Genomic DNA, 16,431 nt, shown 5'->3' with positions numbered 1-16,431 from the left:
CGAGTGCCGGTCCGCTGCAGGATGCCAGCGCAGTTCAGCGCCAGGCGGAAAGGGAGAGTTTCAGTTCCGCGTTGAAGCCCTTGGCCGACTGCAGTGGAATGGCGAAGATGTTCGGCGCCTGCTGGGTGATGCCGACGGCCTTGGTACGCGCGCCCGCCAGCTCGGCCTCGTTCTTCGGTCCGCCGGCCCACTGGTCATCACTCCAGACATAGCGCAGCCGCCAGCCGCCCGCCTCGTCGGGTTTGGCGAAGACCACCAGGGTGTTGCGGAACAGGTATTCACCGGGGATGTGGTTCTTCAGGAACAGCGCACCATCGACCTGATAGCCGGCGTTGCTCACTGCCAGATCGATGGAGAACGCAATCTCGCTGCCGGCCAGGATCTTGCTGCTGTCCAGGAACACCGAGAACAGCACGGTCGAGCGCTTGTCCTTCAATAGGTTGCCCTGCGCATCGAAGATGTCGCCGTACTCGCGTCGGATGGCACATTGGTTGGCCTGTGTGCGCGAGGTGAGTTCATAGGTGTAGGCACCGCGCGGCGCCACCGTGGCCTCGATGTAATAAGAAGACTCGATCTTCTTGCCGCGCTTGCGGGCGGCCTCGATCTCCGGCGGGAACGGCAGCGCATTGATGTCCAGCTGCGCGGTGGCGCAGGTATCGCCGAACAGGAAGCGCACCAGGTTCTGGTAGCCCTCCTCGGAGTTGACGATGCCGAAATAGCCGCTGTGGCTGCGGTTGACGAACGCGCGCGGCGAACCTTCCACATAGGCGTTGGCGATGCGCACCAGCCCGTCGCTGAGCGCGCCCACCGCAAAGGATGACAGCCCGTGCGCGGCGGCGTAGTCGCGGCTGTTGGTGCCGATCAGGCAGAACAGCCGCTCCGGCGGGAAGCCGGAGTTGCCCAGCGTATTGACCTTGTCCTTGGGCACCTTGAGGTACTTGCCCATGTTGGTCCGGTTGAAATTATTCAGGTCGTTGATCGACAGCAGGTTGGGCAGGTTGATGCCGCCCACCTCGATGCCGTTGTGCGGGGTGGCATAGGTGAAGGCCTTGTCGACCATCGCGCGCACCTCGGCGCTGGCCACATCCGGGTTCTGCAGCAGGCAGCGGCAGATCAGCCCGCCCATCGAGTGCGCCACCAGGTAGACGCGGAAGTCCTTGCGCATGGCCGCGTTGTTGCCGCAGATGCTGTCGCGCAGCTGCTCGATGCGCTTGCCCAGCGCGGTGGCCGCATCAATGATGGACGGGGTCTTGCCGTCACCAAAGGCCGGGTCAGCCGGGTCGTAGTAGCGATGGATGACAATGCAGCGTGGCGAGATGCGGTCGCGGCGTTCGGCACCGAATTCGTAGACATCGCGGTAGTCGTAATCCTTCATCAGCCGCACCAGCGGCGACTCGAACACGAACTTGACGATGCTGCCGTCCTGCGCCTGGCGCATCTTGGTGGAGCCGGCCTCGAAACCCATGAACGGGGTGGAGGTGGTTTCCACAATCTCATCGCGGGTCATCGCGTAGCCGCGCACATAGATGACCGGGAAGAAAGGGCGTTCGATGCGTTCCATGGCCGGGCTCTGCGGGGGCTGCTGGCGATGGTGAACGGATTTTTGGGATTTGTCCTGAATCCGTAGCGCTGGCAGCGCCGCCCGCCCAACCCACTCCCCTGTGGCGCAACGGGAGTGGGTTGGGGACGGATGCTGCTGGCCATCCGGCCGGGTGGCGCGGCGACTTGTTTACAAGGAGGGAATATCAGTGGCCCGCAAACTGCGCTATCTGAGTGGCGGCCTCATTCATTCCGGCCGCGATGCCATGTGGGCGGATATCCATGCCTTCGGCGTAAACGAATGACACGTCGGTGACGCCAATCAGGCCCAACACCGAACGCAGGTAAGGCGTGACTGCGTCTGTCGCTTGCCCGGCATGGACACCGCCGCGGGAGCTGAAGACAACGGCACGCACACCGTGGATCAGGCCTTCCGGATAGGTGTCGGTGTAGCGGAAGGTAACCTGCGCTCTGGCGATGAGATCGAACCAGTTCTTCAGCGGCGTAGGCACGTTCAAGTTGTACATGGGCGCTCCGATGAGTATCAGTTCGCAGGCCTTGAGCTCATCGATCAACTTGTCCGAGAGCGCAATGGCATCGCTGACGCGGTCATTCGGCGATTGCGCGCCACGCAGGGCATGGAACAGCTCGGCATCCAGCACTGGCAGATCGATGTCGGCCAAGTCACGCTCGACCACCTGGTCGGTGTAGCCATTGGCGCGTCGTTGGGCCAGGAAGCTGTCGATCAATCCATTGCTGCGGGAGTTTGCGCCGTTGAGGCTGGATTTCAGGGCGAGAATTCGGGTCATGGCGGTTGCCGCGGAAGTTTGACGATGCCGCCACCTTAAGGTTCCTGCTTGTATCCATTGTCCATATCAGATACACACATTGGATCCTTGGAGGATCCAATGTGGCAAATTTCTCAGCCGATATAGACGTTTTTGTCGAGGTTGTCGGGGCCGGCAATTTCGCGCGGGCTGCTGAGCGCTTGCACGTGACCCGGTCGGCGGCGGCAAAGGCGATCGCCCGGCTGGAATCGCGCCTGAAGGTGCGGTTGTTCAACCGCAACACGCGCAGCCTGAATCTTACCGAGGCCGGCGCGACCTACTACGAACACTGTTTGCGCGCCCTGGACGAAATGAAGAGCGCGGAGCAGGCGCTGGAAAGTGGCAAGGCAGAAATCGCCGGGCGGCTCCGGGTTTCGATACCGGTGCTGTTCGGGCATTTGTGCGTGATGCCCATCCTCATCGAGTTGGCGGCGCAGCATCCGCAGCTGCTGCTGGATGTGATGTTCTCCGATCGCATGGTTGACCTGCTGGAGGACGGCGTTGACCTGAGTATCCGCAACGGCAACCCGCCTGACAGTGGTGACCTGGTGGCCAAGCGTCTGGGCGAGCACGGGATGGTGTTCTGTGCGGCGCCGAAATATCTGCGGCGGACTTCAGCGGTATTCGACGTGGCAGCGCTGGAGGGATTGGACGCTGTCGCGTATACCCGGCACGGTCAGGTGGTTGATTGGCGGTTGACCGTGGAGGAGCGTTCAATCTGCGTGCGCCCGAAGGCGCGCATGCAGACCGACGATCTGCAAGGTGTCATGGACGCGGCTGTGGCGGGGATGGGCGTTGCCTGGCTGCCCTCGTGGCTGGCAAGGGAAAACCTTGTGCGTGGAGCGCTCTGGGAGTTGAAGACCATAGGCGCAAGTGCGGTCTTTCCGATCAATGCGCTGTGGCCACGCACGCAGCATATGCCACGCAAACTGCGCACTGCGATCGATCTTCTGGCGGAAAAGCTGCCTGCGCAGCTGGCCATTGTCGAGGGCTGAGCTGGCGGCTTGTCGCTGCGCATGACCACAACGCAGCGCTGCCGCTGCCTGGGCGTGTTCTGCGCGGACCAGGGTTGCTAGTTACGCGTCACCGGCTTCGCCGCGATCCAACTGCCGGTAGCCGATCGCTTCGGTCAGATGGGCCCGTTCAATCGCCGTTTTGGCGGCAAGGTCGGCAATCGTCCGCGCTACCCGCAGGATGCGATGCATCGACCGCGCCGACAGCTGCAGGCGTTCCATCGCCTGCTCAAGCAGGTCTTCGTCGGCAGTGGAAAGGCGGCAATCGCGCAGTGTTTCGGCCTGCGCCAGATACGCATTGGCCTTGCCGGCACGTTGCAGTTGGCGCACACGTGCCTGCATCACCCGTTCGCGCACCTGCGTGCTGCTCTCGCCTGCGCTGGCATCGCCGCGCAGCTCGCTCGGGGCCAGCCGTGGCACCTGCAGATGCAGATCGATGCGGTCCAGCAGCGGCCCGGAAATGCGCGCGCGATAACGGCGGATGCTTTCCACCGAACAGCGGCAGCGCCCGCTGCTGTCGCCGGCCCAACCGCAGGGGCAGGGGTTCATGGCGGCAATCAACTGGAAGCGCGCCGGAAACTCCATGCTGCGTGCCGCCCGCGATACCGTGACCGTGCCCGATTCCAACGGTTCGCGCAGCACTTCCAGCGCATGTCGATTCCACTCCGGCAGTTCATCCAGGAACAGCACACCGTTGTGCGCCAGGGATATTTCACCTGGCCGTGGGTGCGAGCCGCCACCCACCAGGGCGACCGCGCTGGCGGTATGGTGCGGTGCGCGATACGGGCGTTGCCGCCAGCGGCTGGGATCGACGCCGCGGCCACTGGCCGAGGCGATCGCAGCGGTTTCCAGGGCTTCCGCTTCGCTGGCCTCGGGCAGGATGCCGGGCAGGCGCGAGGCCAGCAGGGTCTTGCCGCAACCGGGTGAACCCAGCAACAGTAGATGATGGCCACCTGCGGCTGCGATCTCCAGCGCACGCCGCGCATGCAGCTGGCCGCGCACATCAACGAGGTCGGCCAGTATCGCTGGCTCGGTTGCAGGCACCTGTGCGTCTGGCAGCTGCTTGCTGCCGGCCAGTGCGGCGCACACTTCAAGCAAGGTGCGCGCGACTTTGACCTCGGCGCGCTGGGCGAGCGCGGCTTCGCCCGCATTGCCTGGCGGCACGATCAGGCAGCGCCCCGCGTTGGCGGCCGATATGGCGGCAGGCAAGGCGCCATCCACCGCGCGCAGTTCACCGGTGAGTGCCAGTTCGCCGATGAACTCGTAATCGGCCAGCGCATTGCGGTCGATCTGCCCGCTGGCGGCGAGGATGCCCAGTGCGATCGGCAGATCAAAACGGCCGCCTTCCTTGGGCAGGTCTGCCGGCGCCAGATTGATGGTGATGCGGCGGGCGGGGTAGTCGAACTGTGCGCAGAGAATGGCCGCACGCACCCGGTCACGCGATTCCCGCACGGCGGCTTCGGGCAGGCCAACGATCTGGGTGAAGGGCAGGCCGCCGGACAGGTGGACTTCCACCTGCACCAACGGCGCGTGCACGCCGGCACGGGCGCGGCTGTGCACCAGCGCCAGGCTCACGGGCCCGGTGCTCAGGCGTTCTTGTCGGAGACGCGGCTTTCCAGGGCGACGACGGCTTGTTCCAGCGCGTCGAGCTTTTCACGGGTGCGCAGCAGCACGGCGCGCTGCACTTCGAATTCTTCGCGGGTGACCAGGTCCAGCTTGCTCAGCCCGGCCTGCAGCGCGGTCTTGAAGGTGGCCTGCAGTTCTTCGCGTGATTCACGCAGGCCCGGCGGCACCAGGCTGCTGAGGCGGCGGGCCAGCTCATCGATGTGGTTGAGGTCGATCATGGGGTTTCTCCGCAGGGTTGGGCCTAGCGTGGGAGCTGGCCGCCGTTGGCGGGCATCGGTATCCGTTTTGACTTGCGGTAAGGATAGTCCGGAAGCTGGCGGGTGGCACCCTGTCGTCTCGGGGTATGCTTCAGCCACCACTCAAGGAGCCGACCAATGAAGATGATCATGGCCATCGTCAAGCCGTTCAAACTGGACGACGTGCGAGAGGCGCTGGCAGAACGCGGCGTGGCCGGTATCACCGTCACCGAGGTCAAGGGCTTTGGCCGCCAGAAGGGCCACACCGAGCTGTACCGCGGTGCCGAGTACGTGGTCGATTTCCTGCCCAAGGTGAAGATCGAGGTGGCCGTCACCGATGCACAGGCCGACGAGGTGGTGGAAGCCATCGTCAAGGCCGCCGGCACCGGCAAGATCGGCGACGGCAAGGTGTTTGTCTACGACCTGGGCAGCGTGGTGCGGATCCGCACCGGCGAACTGGATGGCGATGCGCTTTGAGTTTTTTTTGGGGAGTGAGGGTTTAGAGCTTTGAAGCTTTAAAGCACCCCTCCCCAGCCCTCCCCTGGCTGCGCCAAGGGAGGGAGCGGAGCCAGGCTTCTACCCCCTCCATTGCGCCGAAGGCGGAGGGGAGGGTTGGGGAGGGGTCGGCTTTAGCCCTTGATCCGCCGGTAAAGCCGCTTCCACGCATTACGCACGGTCTGCACCCAGCCCGGTTCGGCCAGCATCGCCGCCTGTTCGGCGCTGGGCTTCTGGCCGGTCAGACGCTGGCGCATCTTGACCAGGTTCTTCATGTCGCTGCGGCGTAGCTGGCGGAAGATCGGCCAGTTGCGCAGCCAGCGCGGCGCGCGCAGGGCCGAGGTGAAGTCCAGCAGCACCGGCACGCCGGCGCTGACCACCACGTTGGTGCCATGCAGGTCGTTGTGGGTGATGCCGGCGGCATGCAGGCGGGCGAGGGCGTTCTGCAGCTGGTCGAAGACTTCCTGGCTGACACCCTGCACACCGGCGCTCAAGGTGTCGCCGGGGATGAACTCCATGCCCAGTGCCAGGCCACCCAAGGTGCCCAGCAGGGCCGGTGCGTGCTTCCAGCCCTGCAGGCGCTTAAGCACCCGGGCCTCGCGGCGGACCAGCAGGCGCGCCACCGGCGACAACGGCGTACCACGGTAGCGCCGGTAGTCCTTGACCACAGCCGGGCGCCCGTCCAGTTCGGTGCGGTAGACGTCGGGCTCCAGCAGGCGTTCGCCGCGCTTGAGCAGTTGATTGTCGGGAACCACGGCGTGGTCACCGTCGAAGCGGGGCAATGTGTTCATCAAAACCTTCCTGACGCGGGCAACGGCGCGGAAAGCGTCTTGCAAAGCCGGTCTAACGTGCCCGGGTGGGCGGGATGTGCGCAATTATAAAACTGCACAGTCCATGAATTGCTGAATGTAAAAAAATGTCGGAATGTTGTGACGGAAATGTTCGTTGCAGCTGCGCGCTTGCCCCATTCCAGGCCTTGTGCGCAACGCAGACCCGGAACCGCAGCATTCCGCGTCACGGCTGCGGTGCGGGATGCGTTGACCGCGCGGACAGGGGCTTGTTCGCCCAGTGCCTTGGCCGTCAACTGCGGGCTGATCCGAGCGCTGGTGTGGAACACGGGGTCGAACGGCTTGGCGGTTGCGTCGGGCGCGCGAAGAAGATGCTGGCTTGTACCTCCGCCAAGCCCGACCAGCAGCGTAGGTGACGGGTATTCCGGAGGCGCGTTGCCGACGCGGCAGCTGCAGTGATGACGGGTGGAGAAGAAGGGTTTGTCGTACCCGGTACGGCTTGGGGTACGAAACTTAAAACCCGCTAAATTTTCGATATACAAAATTTGCGGACATCGCGACAGAGCGCGATGTCGCCCTCTCCCGCCTGCGTGGCGCCCCTATGCTTGGACGCAGTAGTGGCGGCGCTGTCAGGCGCGAACCGAACGCTCCTCCGCTGCGTCCCCGGGTCCGGCCGCGGCTGGGAGGTGAGATGATCAAACTGGTGCTGGCGGCCTTGTTCGCGGCCTGCGTGTTGTACATCCATTACCGGGGCAAGGTGCGTGCGCGCTGGTCCCGTCAGTTGCTGGATCACTCCAGTTTCATGGCACCGATCAACGTGGTCATCTACCTGTTCTCGAAAGTGCCGACCACGCCGTTCCTGGATGCGGGCAAGGAGTTCCCGCAGTTGGAGCCGCTGCAGCAGAACTGGCAGGTCATCCGCGATGAGGCCTTGGCCCTGCGTGACGCGGAGAAGATCGCCGCTGCCAGCGGCTACAACGATGCTGGCTTCAACTCATTCTTCCGTCGTGGCTGGAAGCGCTTCTACCTGCGCTGGTATGGCCCGCCGCATCCCTCGGCCAAGGCGTTGTGCCCGCGTACGGTGGCGCTGCTCGAAGCGCTGCCGGAGGTGCGCGCGGCGATGTTCGCGCAGTTGCCGCCAGGCAGTGAGCTGCGCCCGCACCGTGATCCGTTTGCCGGTTCGTTGCGTCTGCATCTGGGCCTGAGCACGCCCAATGATGATGGTTGTTATATCGAGGTCGATGGCATCCGCCGGAGCTGGCGCGATGGTGAGTGGATGATGTTCGACGAGACCTATATCCACCGTGCGCAGAACCAGACCGGGCAGGATCGGGTGATCCTGTTCTGCGACGTGGTGCGGCCATTGCGCTTCGGCTTGCCGGTCTTGTTCAGTCGCGCGGTGGCCGCCACCCTGCTGGCTGGCGGAGCGTCGCCCAACCTGCCGGGTGACCCCACTGGCGGCGTCAACAAGGCATTCGGCAGCGTGTACAAACTGCGCCTGCACGCCAAGGCGCTGCGCGCACGCAGCGTGTTGGCCTACAACTGCCTCAAATGGGGCCTGGTGCTGGCGGTGGTTGCTGCCATCTGGGCGCTGTGAGCGGCGCGCAACGGCGCCGGCATCTGGCCCAGGCCAGTGCAAAGGTGAGTACGGAAGGCACAAAAAACCCCGCATCAAGCGGGGTTTTCTGTTGGCGCTGGCAGCGGGTTTATTCGCCCAGTGCCTTGGCCACGAACGGCGGGCTGACCAGCACACCGGTGTGCAGCGGCGCGGTGTAGTACAGGGTGTCGAACGGCTTGGCGGCCGAATCGGCTTCACGGAAGCCGAAGCTGAAACCGGCCTGCTTGCTGGCCACGGTCACCGACCACCAGCCGGTCGGGTAGCACGGCTGCGGGAACGGCAGGGTCTTGAACGACTGGAAGCCGGCCTTGCCCATTTCCGAACGCATGTCCTTGATCAGGTCCAGCAGCGCCAGCGGCGACTCGCTCTGCTGCACCAGCAGGCCGTCGTCCTTCAGGGCGCGGAAGCAGCTTTCAAAGAACGCCTTGTTGAACAGGCCTTCGGCCGGGCCGACCGGGTCGGTGGAATCCACGATCACCACGTCCACGCTGCCCGGGGCGCAGTTGGCCATATAGGCCACGCCGTCGTCGAACAGCAGCTCGGCGCGCACGTCGCCGTTGGATTCGCACAGCTCCGGGAAGTACTTCTCGGCCATGCGCGTGACCTGCTCATCGATATCGCACTGGGTGGCGCTTTCCACGCCCGGGTGCTTGAGCACCTCGCGCAGGGTGCCGCAGTCGCCGCCGCCGATGATCACCACGCGCTTGGGCGCCGGGTGGGTGAACAGCACCGGGTGGCTGATCATCTCGTGATAGAAGAAGTTGTCCTTCGTGGTCAGCATCATGGCGCCATCGATGACCATCAACTTGCCCCAGTCGGTGCTGTCGTAGATCTCGATCTTCTGGAACGGCGACTGCACCTCGTCCAGCTTGCCGGTGATGCGGAAACCAATAGCCGAACCGGTCGGCTGGAAGTGTTCGATGAACCAGTTTTCGTTGGAGGTCATGATGATTCCTGGGTGCAATGGACTTTTTCCCTTCTCCCGCTGGCGGGAGAAGGTGCCCCAAAGGGGCGGATGAGGGCAGCGGTGAGCCTGCCACAGCAGGGTTTCACCCGTAATCTGGCCCTGAACCCCGATTCAGACAGGCTGGGGGAAGGGCGCGGGCGCGGATTGTAACGGACCCTTGCCCCGCTAGCGTTAGAATGCGCGTCCTTGTTTATCCACAGCTGAGAGTTGCTACGCCGATGAGCGATTGGTCCCTCGAACAGGCCCGCAAGACCTATTCGATTCCGCACTGGTCCGACGGGTATTTCGACGTCGATGCCGCAGGCCACGTGGTGGTCCGTCCCGCAGGTGCCCAGGGCACGGCGGTGTCGTTGCCGCAGATTGTCGATTCGGCGCGCGCTGCCGGCGCCAAACTGCCGTTGCTGGTGCGCTTTCCGGACATCCTCGGCCAGCGCCTGGGCAAGCTGCAGGCCGCGTTCGCGCAGGCCCAGTCCGACTGGGACTACGCCGGTGGCTATACCGCGGTCTACCCGATCAAGGTGAACCAGCACCGTGGCGTGGCCGGCACCCTGGCCAGCCACCACGGCGAAGGCTTTGGCCTGGAAGCCGGCTCCAAGCCGGAGCTGATGGCGGTGCTGGCGCTGAGCCGGCCGGGCGGGCTGATCGTCTGCAACGGCTACAAGGACCGCGAATACATCCGACTGGCGCTGATTGGCCGCAAGCTGGGCCTGCAGACCTATATCGTCATCGAGAAGCCGTCCGAGCTGAAGCTGGTGCTGGAAGAATCCAAGGCACTGGACGTGATGCCGGGCCTGGGCGTGCGCATGCGCCTGGCCTCGCTGGGCGCCGGCAAGTGGCAGAACTCCGGTGGTGACAAGGCCAAGTTCGGCCTGTCGCCGCGCCAGCTGCTGGACCTGTGGAAGAGCCTGCGCGACACCGAATACGCCGATTGCCTGAACCTGCTGCATTTCCACATGGGCAGCCAGATCAGCAATGTGCGCGACATCGCCAACGGCATGCGTGAAGCCACCCGTTACTTCGTCGAGCTGTCGCGCCTTGGCGCCAAGATCAGTCACGTCGACGTGGGCGGCGGCCTGGGTATCGATTACGAAGGCACCCGCTCGCGCAGCTACTGCTCGATCAACTATGGCCTCAGCGCCTACGCCAGCAACATCGTGCAGCCGCTGGCCGAAGCCTGCGAGCAGCACGGCCTGACGCCGCCGCGCATCATCACCGAGTGTGGCCGCGCGATGACCGCGCACCACGCCGTACTGATCGCCAATGTGTCCGAAGTGGAACAGGCCGCCGAAGGCCGTGTGCCGGAAGCGCATGACGACGAGCCGGCGGCGGTCCGCCACCTGCGCGAGATCCACGACGAACTGGACCAGCGTCCGGCGGTGGAGCTGTTCCAGGAGGCCCAGCATTTCCATGCCGAGGGCCTGAGCGCCTATGCGCTTGGCCAGATCGACCTGCCGCAGCGTGCGCGCATCGACGACCTGTTCTACGCCATTGCCAACGGCGTGCGTGCGCGCCTGAGCTACGACGAAAAGAGCCATCGCCCGGCGCTGGATGAGTTGAACGACCGGCTGGTGGACAAGTACTTCGTCAACTTCAGCGTGTTCGAGTCCATCCCGGATGCCTGGGCGATCGACCAGGTGTTCCCGATCGTGCCGATCGAGCGCCTGAACGAGCGCCCCGAGCGTCGCGGCGTGATCGCCGACATGACCTGCGATTCCGATGGCATGGTCAAGACCTACGTCGAGAACGAAAGCCTGGACAGCTCGCTGCCGCTGCACGCGGTGCGTCATGGCGAGAGCTACCGCATCGGCTTCTTCCTGGTTGGTGCCTACCAGGAGATCCTCGGCGACATCCACAACCTGTTCGGCGACACCGACGCGGTGGAAGTGGTGGTCGATGCCGATGGCTACGTGATCACCCAGCAGCGTCGCGGCGACACCACCGACGTGATGCTCGACTACGTGGGTTACAGCCTGGATGAGCTGCGCGCCTCCTACCGCAAGCGCGTGGCCGACGCCCAGTTGCCGGCCGATCGCGCAGCTGAGTTGGATGCAGCGTTGGAAGCCGGCCTGACCGGCTACACCTACCTGTCAGACGAACCGCTGGCCTGACAGCAAGCGGCAATCAAAGCCCCTCTCCCTTCGGGGGAGGGGTTGGGGTGAGGGCAGGTTTTCAAGCGCCCGCCAGTTCAACCCCGAAACACCTGAAACCCTGCAAACGACTGGCTCACCGGCATCAACTCGATGCGGTTGACGTTCAAGTGTGCCGGCAAGCTTGCCACCCAGAAAATCTGCTCGGCGATGTCCTCGGCAGTCATCGGGCTGGCGCCACCGTACAGCTGGTCCGACGCGGCCTGGTTGCCGTGCGTACGCACCAGGGTGAACTCGGTTTCTGCCATGCCGGGCTCGATAGCGGTCACGCGCACGCCGGTGCCATGCAGGTCCGAGCGCAGGCCCAGCGAAAACTGGCTGACAAAGGCCTTGGTGCCGCCATAGGCATTGCCGCCCGGGTAGGGATACAGGGCAGCGGTGGAGCTGATGTTGATGATGGCACCACGGCGCTCTACAAGCTTCGGCAGCAGGTGGTGGGTCAGCGTGACCAGCGCGGTGATGTTGGTGTCGATCATGGTGCGCCAGTCTTCCAGGCTGGCGTGCTGGGCGGCGGCGGTGCCCTGGGCGAGGCCGGCGTTGTTGACCAGCAGGTCGATGTCACGGAAGGCCGGCGGCAATGCGGCCAGCGCGGCTTCCATTGCGGCGGCATCGCGGATGTCGAAGGCGGCAGCGTGGATCTCGTCGGCGCCGAATTCCTCGATCAACGGCTGCAGGCGCTCGGCCCGGCGACCGGTGGCGATCACTTTCCAGCCCGCAGCAGCGAAGCGACGGACGGCGGCGGCGCCGAAACCGGAAGTGGCGCCAGTGATCAGAGCGGTCTTGGACATTGCGGAATCCTTGGGGCAGGGAAGGCCGATTTTCGCACTGTGGCGCCGGAAGCGGGAGAAGGGACAAAGCCAAACCTTGTCTTTGTAGCGCCGAGCCATGCTCGGCAGAGGCTTTACCGCAAAACCCAAACCCCCCTCATCCGCCCCTTCGGGGCACCTCGCTCCGCGCCCCAGCCTCGCGTAGCACGCGGGGCGTACGAACAGTCACGAGCTGTTGGCTCGTAAACGCCTGTTCTTAACCCCGCTTGCGGGAGAAGGGACAAAGCCAAAGCCGAGCGGTGCCTGTAGTGCCGAGCCATGCTCGGCAGGGCTGTAGCCCGGGTAAGCGCAGCGCACCCGGGGCTGTTGGCGGAGAGTCTGAAAGTGATCTTGTGCCCACTTCACGTACACCTGGATAAGCGATTCAACATCGCAATTCGAGGTGAGACAGATGACCGGGAAGAAGGCAGAGACGAAGCATGTACGCAAGCAGCTCAGCACGGAGCTCAGCCAGCAGGCCCTGTTGCGTGCAGTGAAGGACGGTGTTCGGCGGTAGCACGCGAACGCTTTGCCACGCGCGAGCAGGCCAAGGCGCAAGGATTTGAATACATCGAGGTGGACTACAATCGAACCCGGCTGCCCCCGACTCTGGGCTACCTCAGCCCTGAGCAGTACCAGCGGACCCATGTCGCTTGGATAGGTGTCCGTGGGGCGGGGGCAAGATCAGTTTTATTTTTGACCAAAGCTTAGCTCGAGCCATTTTCCCTTAGGCCTATATGCTGATCAGGTTCAACATGGCGGCCGTTACCCACCACGGCCACAGATGGCTGAGGACACAAACATGCCGTTCTGGTACCTGTTGGTCGCCCTTATCGTGCTGGAGATGGTGCTCCTGCTCACATGGAGTCCGCTCTACTTCGGAACCGGCGTCCGGTTGTTCAGCGAGCGCATTCCTGCCTCGGCGGAGATGCGCGAACGGCTGGTGCTGAACTGCCTGGAGCGCGACGTGGCCACGCAGGAGGGGCTTCCACTGGTATTCCGTGCGCTGCCCGATGGCCGTATGGCATTCCGCGAAAGCTTCTTCATCAGCTTCACCGGGCGTTACTACCCGGTGATGCGCGGCCTGGTCGTGGTGGACGCCAAACGCAACCAGGTGCGGGTGGAAGGTATCTGCAACTGGATGACGCTGGGCTTTGGAGTGCTGTGCGTGGCCATGCCCATGGTTGTGGCCTCCACCTGGCCGCTGCTGATCATCTTGGGGTTGTTCGTGTACTGCTACTTCATCCAGCGCCGCCGCTACCACGGCGTCGCCGAAGCCCTGCGCGAACAGATGCGCACCGAGTTGCCGGAAGCGATCATGCAGTTGAGGCGGAGTACGCGGTAACCAAGTAAAACTACTGCACCCCACGCAGTGATTCTGCGCAGGTAGCCACCGCGCCCTGGAGCCAGCATTTCCATTCCGGGAACTGCCGTGAGTCGCACTCATGCACGAAGGATTGCTCTGGAGTTGGAACCCCAGCGCCACGTGCCAAGCCATCGTCGGTTTTGTTGCGCGGGTCACGCTGGACGCTGACTACGTCGCACTTGGTGCACGCATCGCCGTCTTCGACAACGACGGTTGAGCTGGTTGCGTCAACTTTGAAAGTTGTCAACGGACCCCAAAGTTTGTTTCACAAACTTTGGGGTAACACCGCCATCAGCGGTGTTACTGCGCCTTGATCGCCATCGCCTGCAGACCAGTGCCGTTGAGCTTGGCCTTGGCTTCGGCCAGTTCGCTGGCGGTGCCATACGGGCCCATGCGCACGCGGTACACGGTGTTGCCGTTGATCTGCGCCGATTCCACCCGTGCCGCCAAACCCATCATTGCCAGCTTGGCCTTGGTCGACTCGGCATCGCCGGAGGCACCAAATGCACCTGCCTGCAGGATGTAGCGCACGTTGTCCGTCGCCGCCGCAGGTGCGGCAGTTGCCACGGTTGCGGCGGGCGCTGCCGCTGCAGGCGCCGGCTTGGGCGCGGTAGCCGCAGGGGCCGGCGTAGCGCTGGCAACCTGGGCTGGACGCGGTGCGGTTTCGCTGATCGGTGCTGGTTGGCGCGCTGTTTCTGCTACCGGTGCCGGCAACGGGCGTCCTTCCAACGCAGCCTGCGCACGCTGGGCTTCGGTCGGTGCAGCAGCCGGCGTGGTCGGGCTCGCGGCCGCGCTTGCGCGCGCTGCGGCGGCACGGCGCTGTTCCTCTGCCTTGGCACTGGCGGCCAGTTCGGCGTCGGACATCTGCACTTCAGTACCCGGCAACAACGTGTAGAAATCGTACTGGGTGGCTGGCTTCTCTTCCGGCTTGGCACCGGCAGGCGTTGCTGGCTTGTTCGATTCCGCACCGGCGTCAACGTCGGCATCCACCACCGGCGCCGGCTGTGCGTCCGGGTTCGGTTGCGGGCCTACGCGCAGAAAGCCGTCGCCGTCCTTCTTGAACAGGTTGGGCGCTGCCAGGAACACCACGGCCGCAATCGCCACGCCGGCAACCAGCCACACCCAGCCGGGCGTGCCGTTGTCGTTGTTGCGCCGGGCTTGGCTTTTGCCGCGTCGTGCTGCCATGTCTACTGCGTCTCCAGGTGTTTACATCTTTTCCGGGGCACTGACGCCCAGGATGCTCAGGCCATTGGCCAGGGTCTGCCGTGCGGCGCTGGCCAAAGCGAGCTTGGCGTTGCGCTCGGCGGCATCATCCACCAGTACCGGGGTGCCGTGATACCACGTGTGGAAAGCGTGTGCCAATTCACGCAGGTACTGCGCGATCTGGTGCGGTTCCAGCGCGGTGCCGGCCGCTTCCACCACTTCCGGGTAACGCGAGATCTCGTTCATCAGTTCCAGCGACAGCTCGTCGCCCAGCTGCGACAGCGCTGCCAGGCCTTCGGCCTGCTTGTAGTCCAGGCCCTTCTCCTGCGCCTGGCGCAGCAGCGAGCAGACGCGGGCATGCGCGTACTGCACGTAGAACACCGGGTTGTCGCTGCTCTGCTGGCGGGCCAGGTCGATGTCGAAGGTCAGCTGCGAATCGGGCTTGCGCGCGATCAGGAACCAGCGCACCGCATCGGCACCCACTTCGTCGATCAGGTCGCGCAGGGTCAGGTAGCTGCCGGCACGCTTGGACAGCTTCACTTCCTCGCCGCCGCGCATCACCGTCACCATCTGGTGCAGCACGTATTCCGGCCAGCCCTTTGGAATGCCCACGTCCAGTGCCTGCAGGCCGGCGCGCACACGTGCCAGCGAGCCATGGTGGTCGGCACCGAGTTCGGTGATGGCGCGTTCGTAACCGCGCTGCCACTTGCTCAGGTGGTAGGCCACGTCCGGCAGGAAGTAGGTGAAGGTGCCGTCGGACTTGCGCATCACGCGGTCCTTGTCGTCACCAAAATCGGTGGAGCGCAGCCACAGCGCGCCGCCTTCCTCGTAGGTATGACCGGAGCTGATCAGCTGCTGCACGGTCTCGGCAACCTTGCCGTCCTTGTACAGCGAGCTTTCCAGGAAGTAGATGTCGAAATCCACGCCGAACGCGGCCAGGTCCTGGTTCTGCTCGTTGCGCAGGTAGGCCACGGCGAAACGCCGGATTTCATCCAGGTTGTTGGCATCCTTGGCGCCGATGATCTGGCTGCCTTCCAGGTCCACGGTCTGGCCCAGCAGGTAGGCCTTGGCCACATCGCCGATGTACTCGCCGTTGTAGGCTTCGGCCGGCCACTGCTCGTCGCCCGGCTTGAAGCCGCGCGCACGTGCCTGCACCGACTTGGCAAGGTTCTCGATCTGCACGCCGGCGTCGTTGTAATAGAACTCGCGCTTGGCATTCCAGCCGTTGGCTTCCAGCACGCGGGCGATGCAATCGCCGATCACCCCGGCGCGGCCGTGGCCGACATGCAGCGGGCCGGTCGGGTTGGCCGACACGTATTCGACGCCGACGCTGCGGCCGTTGCCGCTCAGGTTGCGGCCGTAGTCCTCGGCCTCCTTGAGCACGCTGACCACTTCGCGCTGGTAGGCCACCGGCGAGAGTTTGAAATTGATGAAGCCAGGGCCTGCGATCTCGACATTGACGATGTCGTCGCTGACCGGCAACGCGGCCACCAGGGCCTGCGCAACGGCGCGCGGGTTGCTGCGCGCAGCCTTGGCCAGCAGCATGGCGGCGTTGGTGGCGAAATCACCGTGTTCGCGGGTCTTGGGTCGTTCGACCACGAAATCCGGCGGCAGGGTGTCGGCAGGCAAAGTGCCGTTGGCGCGCAAGGCTTCGATGCCTTGGCCGATGAGGGCGCGGAGTTGGGGTTTCACGTGACTATTCTGCTTGAAGCGCGGAACTGACCATTTTACCTGACCTGCGGCACGGCCGCCCCAAGGGCGTCAGGCGGGGGGTCAGGAATGTCAAAAAAACAGAAAGAT

16 protein-coding genes are annotated in these 16,431 nt (G+C 64.3%); 7 read left to right on the top strand and 9 right to left on the bottom strand.

Features of this window, described 5'->3' with window-relative positions; translation table 11 throughout:
• Nucleotides 1-34: 34 nt before the first annotated feature.
• Together BCV67_RS08015 and BCV67_RS08010 are read right to left on the bottom strand one after the other, a co-directional pair.
• The gene (locus tag BCV67_RS08015; protein WP_062167420.1) at nucleotides 35-1,561 is read right to left on the bottom strand and encodes an esterase/lipase family protein; all 1,527 of its coding nucleotides are present in this window, start codon (nucleotides 1,559-1,561) and stop codon (nucleotides 35-37) included.
• Nucleotides 1,562-1,745: 184 nt separating this feature from the next.
• Nucleotides 1,746-2,348: an FMN-dependent NADH-azoreductase gene (locus BCV67_RS08010; RefSeq protein WP_062167418.1), complete on the bottom strand. Its 603-nt coding sequence runs from the start codon at nucleotides 2,346-2,348 to the stop codon at nucleotides 1,746-1,748.
• A 101-nt stretch (nucleotides 2,349-2,449) separates the two neighbouring features.
• Here BCV67_RS08010 and BCV67_RS08005 point away from each other — a divergent pair, with 101 nt between their 5' ends.
• The gene (locus BCV67_RS08005; RefSeq protein ID WP_062167416.1) at nucleotides 2,450-3,361 is read left to right on the top strand and encodes a LysR family transcriptional regulator; all 912 of its coding nucleotides are present in this window, start codon (nucleotides 2,450-2,452) and stop codon (nucleotides 3,359-3,361) included.
• Nucleotides 3,362-3,442: 81 nt separating this feature from the next.
• On the opposite strand, the gene BCV67_RS08000 is transcribed toward BCV67_RS08005, so the two are convergent.
• Both BCV67_RS08000 and ubiK read right to left on the bottom strand, forming a co-directional pair.
• The gene (locus tag BCV67_RS08000; RefSeq protein ID WP_062167414.1) at nucleotides 3,443-4,954 is read right to left on the bottom strand and encodes a YifB family Mg chelatase-like AAA ATPase; all 1,512 of its coding nucleotides are present in this window, start codon (nucleotides 4,952-4,954) and stop codon (nucleotides 3,443-3,445) included.
• Nucleotides 4,955-4,965: 11 nt separating this feature from the next.
• On the bottom strand, nucleotides 4,966-5,223 hold the full coding sequence (ubiK, locus tag BCV67_RS07995) for a ubiquinone biosynthesis accessory factor UbiK (protein WP_062167412.1): 258 nt from the start codon (nucleotides 5,221-5,223) through the stop codon (nucleotides 4,966-4,968).
• Nucleotides 5,224-5,379: 156 nt separating this feature from the next.
• On the opposite strand from ubiK, the gene BCV67_RS07990 reads away from it, so the two are divergent.
• Nucleotides 5,380-5,718, top strand: a complete 339-nt coding sequence (locus tag BCV67_RS07990; RefSeq protein WP_057628415.1) for a P-II family nitrogen regulator — start codon at nucleotides 5,380-5,382, stop codon at nucleotides 5,716-5,718.
• Nucleotides 5,719-5,870: 152 nt separating this feature from the next.
• Here the strand turns inward: BCV67_RS07990 and BCV67_RS07985 are convergent, their stop codons facing one another.
• Nucleotides 5,871-6,527, bottom strand: a complete 657-nt coding sequence (locus BCV67_RS07985) for an RIO1 family regulatory kinase/ATPase (RefSeq protein ID WP_062167410.1) — start codon at nucleotides 6,525-6,527, stop codon at nucleotides 5,871-5,873.
• 688 nt (nucleotides 6,528-7,215) lie between these two features.
• On the opposite strand from BCV67_RS07985, the gene BCV67_RS07980 reads away from it, so the two are divergent.
• Entirely contained in the window at nucleotides 7,216-8,121 is a 906-nt protein-coding gene (locus BCV67_RS07980; protein WP_062167409.1) for an aspartyl/asparaginyl beta-hydroxylase domain-containing protein, read from the top strand.
• A 109-nt stretch (nucleotides 8,122-8,230) separates the two neighbouring features.
• Here the strand turns inward: BCV67_RS07980 and speE are convergent, their stop codons facing one another.
• Nucleotides 8,231-9,088 (bottom strand): polyamine aminopropyltransferase, encoded by an 858-nt coding sequence (speE, locus tag BCV67_RS07975; RefSeq protein WP_062167407.1) that lies wholly within the window; start codon nucleotides 9,086-9,088, stop codon nucleotides 8,231-8,233.
• 239 nt (nucleotides 9,089-9,327) lie between these two features.
• Between speE and speA the strand changes: the two genes are divergently transcribed.
• Nucleotides 9,328-11,217: an arginine decarboxylase gene (speA, locus tag BCV67_RS07970; RefSeq protein WP_062167405.1), complete on the top strand. Its 1,890-nt coding sequence runs from the start codon at nucleotides 9,328-9,330 to the stop codon at nucleotides 11,215-11,217.
• A gap of 77 nt (nucleotides 11,218-11,294) precedes the next feature.
• Here the strand turns inward: speA and BCV67_RS07965 are convergent, their stop codons facing one another.
• Nucleotides 11,295-12,044, bottom strand: coding sequence for an SDR family NAD(P)-dependent oxidoreductase (locus BCV67_RS07965; RefSeq protein WP_062167403.1), 750 nt, complete (start codon nucleotides 12,042-12,044; stop codon nucleotides 11,295-11,297).
• Nucleotides 12,045-12,341: 297 nt separating this feature from the next.
• Between BCV67_RS07965 and BCV67_RS20675 the strand changes: the two genes are divergently transcribed.
• The 3 genes from BCV67_RS20675 (at nucleotide 12,342) to BCV67_RS20015 (ending at nucleotide 13,645) form a co-directional block, all read left to right on the top strand.
• A complete protein-coding gene (locus tag BCV67_RS20675; RefSeq protein ID WP_082746532.1) occupies nucleotides 12,342-12,773 on the top strand; it encodes an IS3 family transposase in 432 nt (143 codons plus the stop codon).
• Between the two features lie 91 nt (nucleotides 12,774-12,864).
• The gene (locus BCV67_RS07960; RefSeq protein WP_062167401.1) at nucleotides 12,865-13,407 is read left to right on the top strand and encodes a hypothetical protein; all 543 of its coding nucleotides are present in this window, start codon (nucleotides 12,865-12,867) and stop codon (nucleotides 13,405-13,407) included.
• Nucleotides 13,408-13,507: 100 nt separating this feature from the next.
• Nucleotides 13,508-13,645 carry a hypothetical protein gene (locus BCV67_RS20015; RefSeq protein ID WP_156455792.1) on the top strand — a complete coding sequence of 46 codons (138 nt, stop codon included), beginning with the start codon at nucleotides 13,508-13,510 and terminating at the stop codon, nucleotides 13,643-13,645.
• Nucleotides 13,646-13,728: 83 nt separating this feature from the next.
• Here BCV67_RS20015 and BCV67_RS07955 read toward each other — a convergent pair whose 3' ends face one another.
• Together BCV67_RS07955 and argS are read right to left on the bottom strand one after the other, a co-directional pair.
• Nucleotides 13,729-14,613 (bottom strand): SPOR domain-containing protein, encoded by an 885-nt coding sequence (locus BCV67_RS07955; RefSeq protein WP_062167399.1) that lies wholly within the window; start codon nucleotides 14,611-14,613, stop codon nucleotides 13,729-13,731.
• 21 nt (nucleotides 14,614-14,634) lie between these two features.
• Nucleotides 14,635-16,323: an arginine--tRNA ligase gene (gene argS / locus BCV67_RS07950; protein ID WP_062167397.1), complete on the bottom strand. Its 1,689-nt coding sequence runs from the start codon at nucleotides 16,321-16,323 to the stop codon at nucleotides 14,635-14,637.
• Between the last annotated feature and the right edge of the window lie 108 nt (nucleotides 16,324-16,431).

Origin of the sequence: Stenotrophomonas nitritireducens, assembly GCF_001700965.1 — a bacterium.
GTDB lineage: Bacteria > Pseudomonadota > Gammaproteobacteria > Xanthomonadales > Xanthomonadaceae > Stenotrophomonas > Stenotrophomonas nitritireducens_A.
Note: the sequence above shows the minus strand (reverse complement) of the source record. Positions and strands in the feature narration are given on the sequence as shown.

Excerpts from the sequence above, each read along its gene's own strand:
- BCV67_RS08015 (WP_062167420.1), bottom strand. The coding sequence starts at position 1,561 with ATGGAACGCATCGAACGCCCTTTCTTCCCGGTCATCTATGTGCGCGGC.
- BCV67_RS08010 (WP_062167418.1), bottom strand. The coding sequence starts at position 2,348 with ATGACCCGAATTCTCGCCCTGAAATCCAGCCTCAACGGCGCAAACTCC.
- ubiK (WP_062167412.1), bottom strand. The coding sequence starts at position 5,223 with ATGATCGACCTCAACCACATCGATGAGCTGGCCCGCCGCCTCAGCAGC.
- BCV67_RS07990 (WP_057628415.1), top strand. The coding sequence starts at position 5,380 with ATGAAGATGATCATGGCCATCGTCAAGCCGTTCAAACTGGACGACGTG.
- BCV67_RS07985 (WP_062167410.1), bottom strand. The coding sequence starts at position 6,527 with ATGAACACATTGCCCCGCTTCGACGGTGACCACGCCGTGGTTCCCGAC.
- BCV67_RS07980 (WP_062167409.1), top strand. The coding sequence starts at position 7,216 with ATGATCAAACTGGTGCTGGCGGCCTTGTTCGCGGCCTGCGTGTTGTAC.
- speE (WP_062167407.1), bottom strand. The coding sequence starts at position 9,088 with ATGACCTCCAACGAAAACTGGTTCATCGAACACTTCCAGCCGACCGGT.
- speA (WP_062167405.1), top strand. The coding sequence starts at position 9,328 with ATGAGCGATTGGTCCCTCGAACAGGCCCGCAAGACCTATTCGATTCCG.
- BCV67_RS07965 (WP_062167403.1), bottom strand. The coding sequence starts at position 12,044 with ATGTCCAAGACCGCTCTGATCACTGGCGCCACTTCCGGTTTCGGCGCC.
- BCV67_RS20675 (WP_082746532.1), top strand. The coding sequence starts at position 12,342 with ATGCTCGGCAGGGCTGTAGCCCGGGTAAGCGCAGCGCACCCGGGGCTG.
- BCV67_RS07960 (WP_062167401.1), top strand. The coding sequence starts at position 12,865 with ATGCCGTTCTGGTACCTGTTGGTCGCCCTTATCGTGCTGGAGATGGTG.
- BCV67_RS20015 (WP_156455792.1), top strand. The coding sequence starts at position 13,508 with ATGCACGAAGGATTGCTCTGGAGTTGGAACCCCAGCGCCACGTGCCAA.
- BCV67_RS07955 (WP_062167399.1), bottom strand. The coding sequence starts at position 14,613 with ATGGCAGCACGACGCGGCAAAAGCCAAGCCCGGCGCAACAACGACAAC.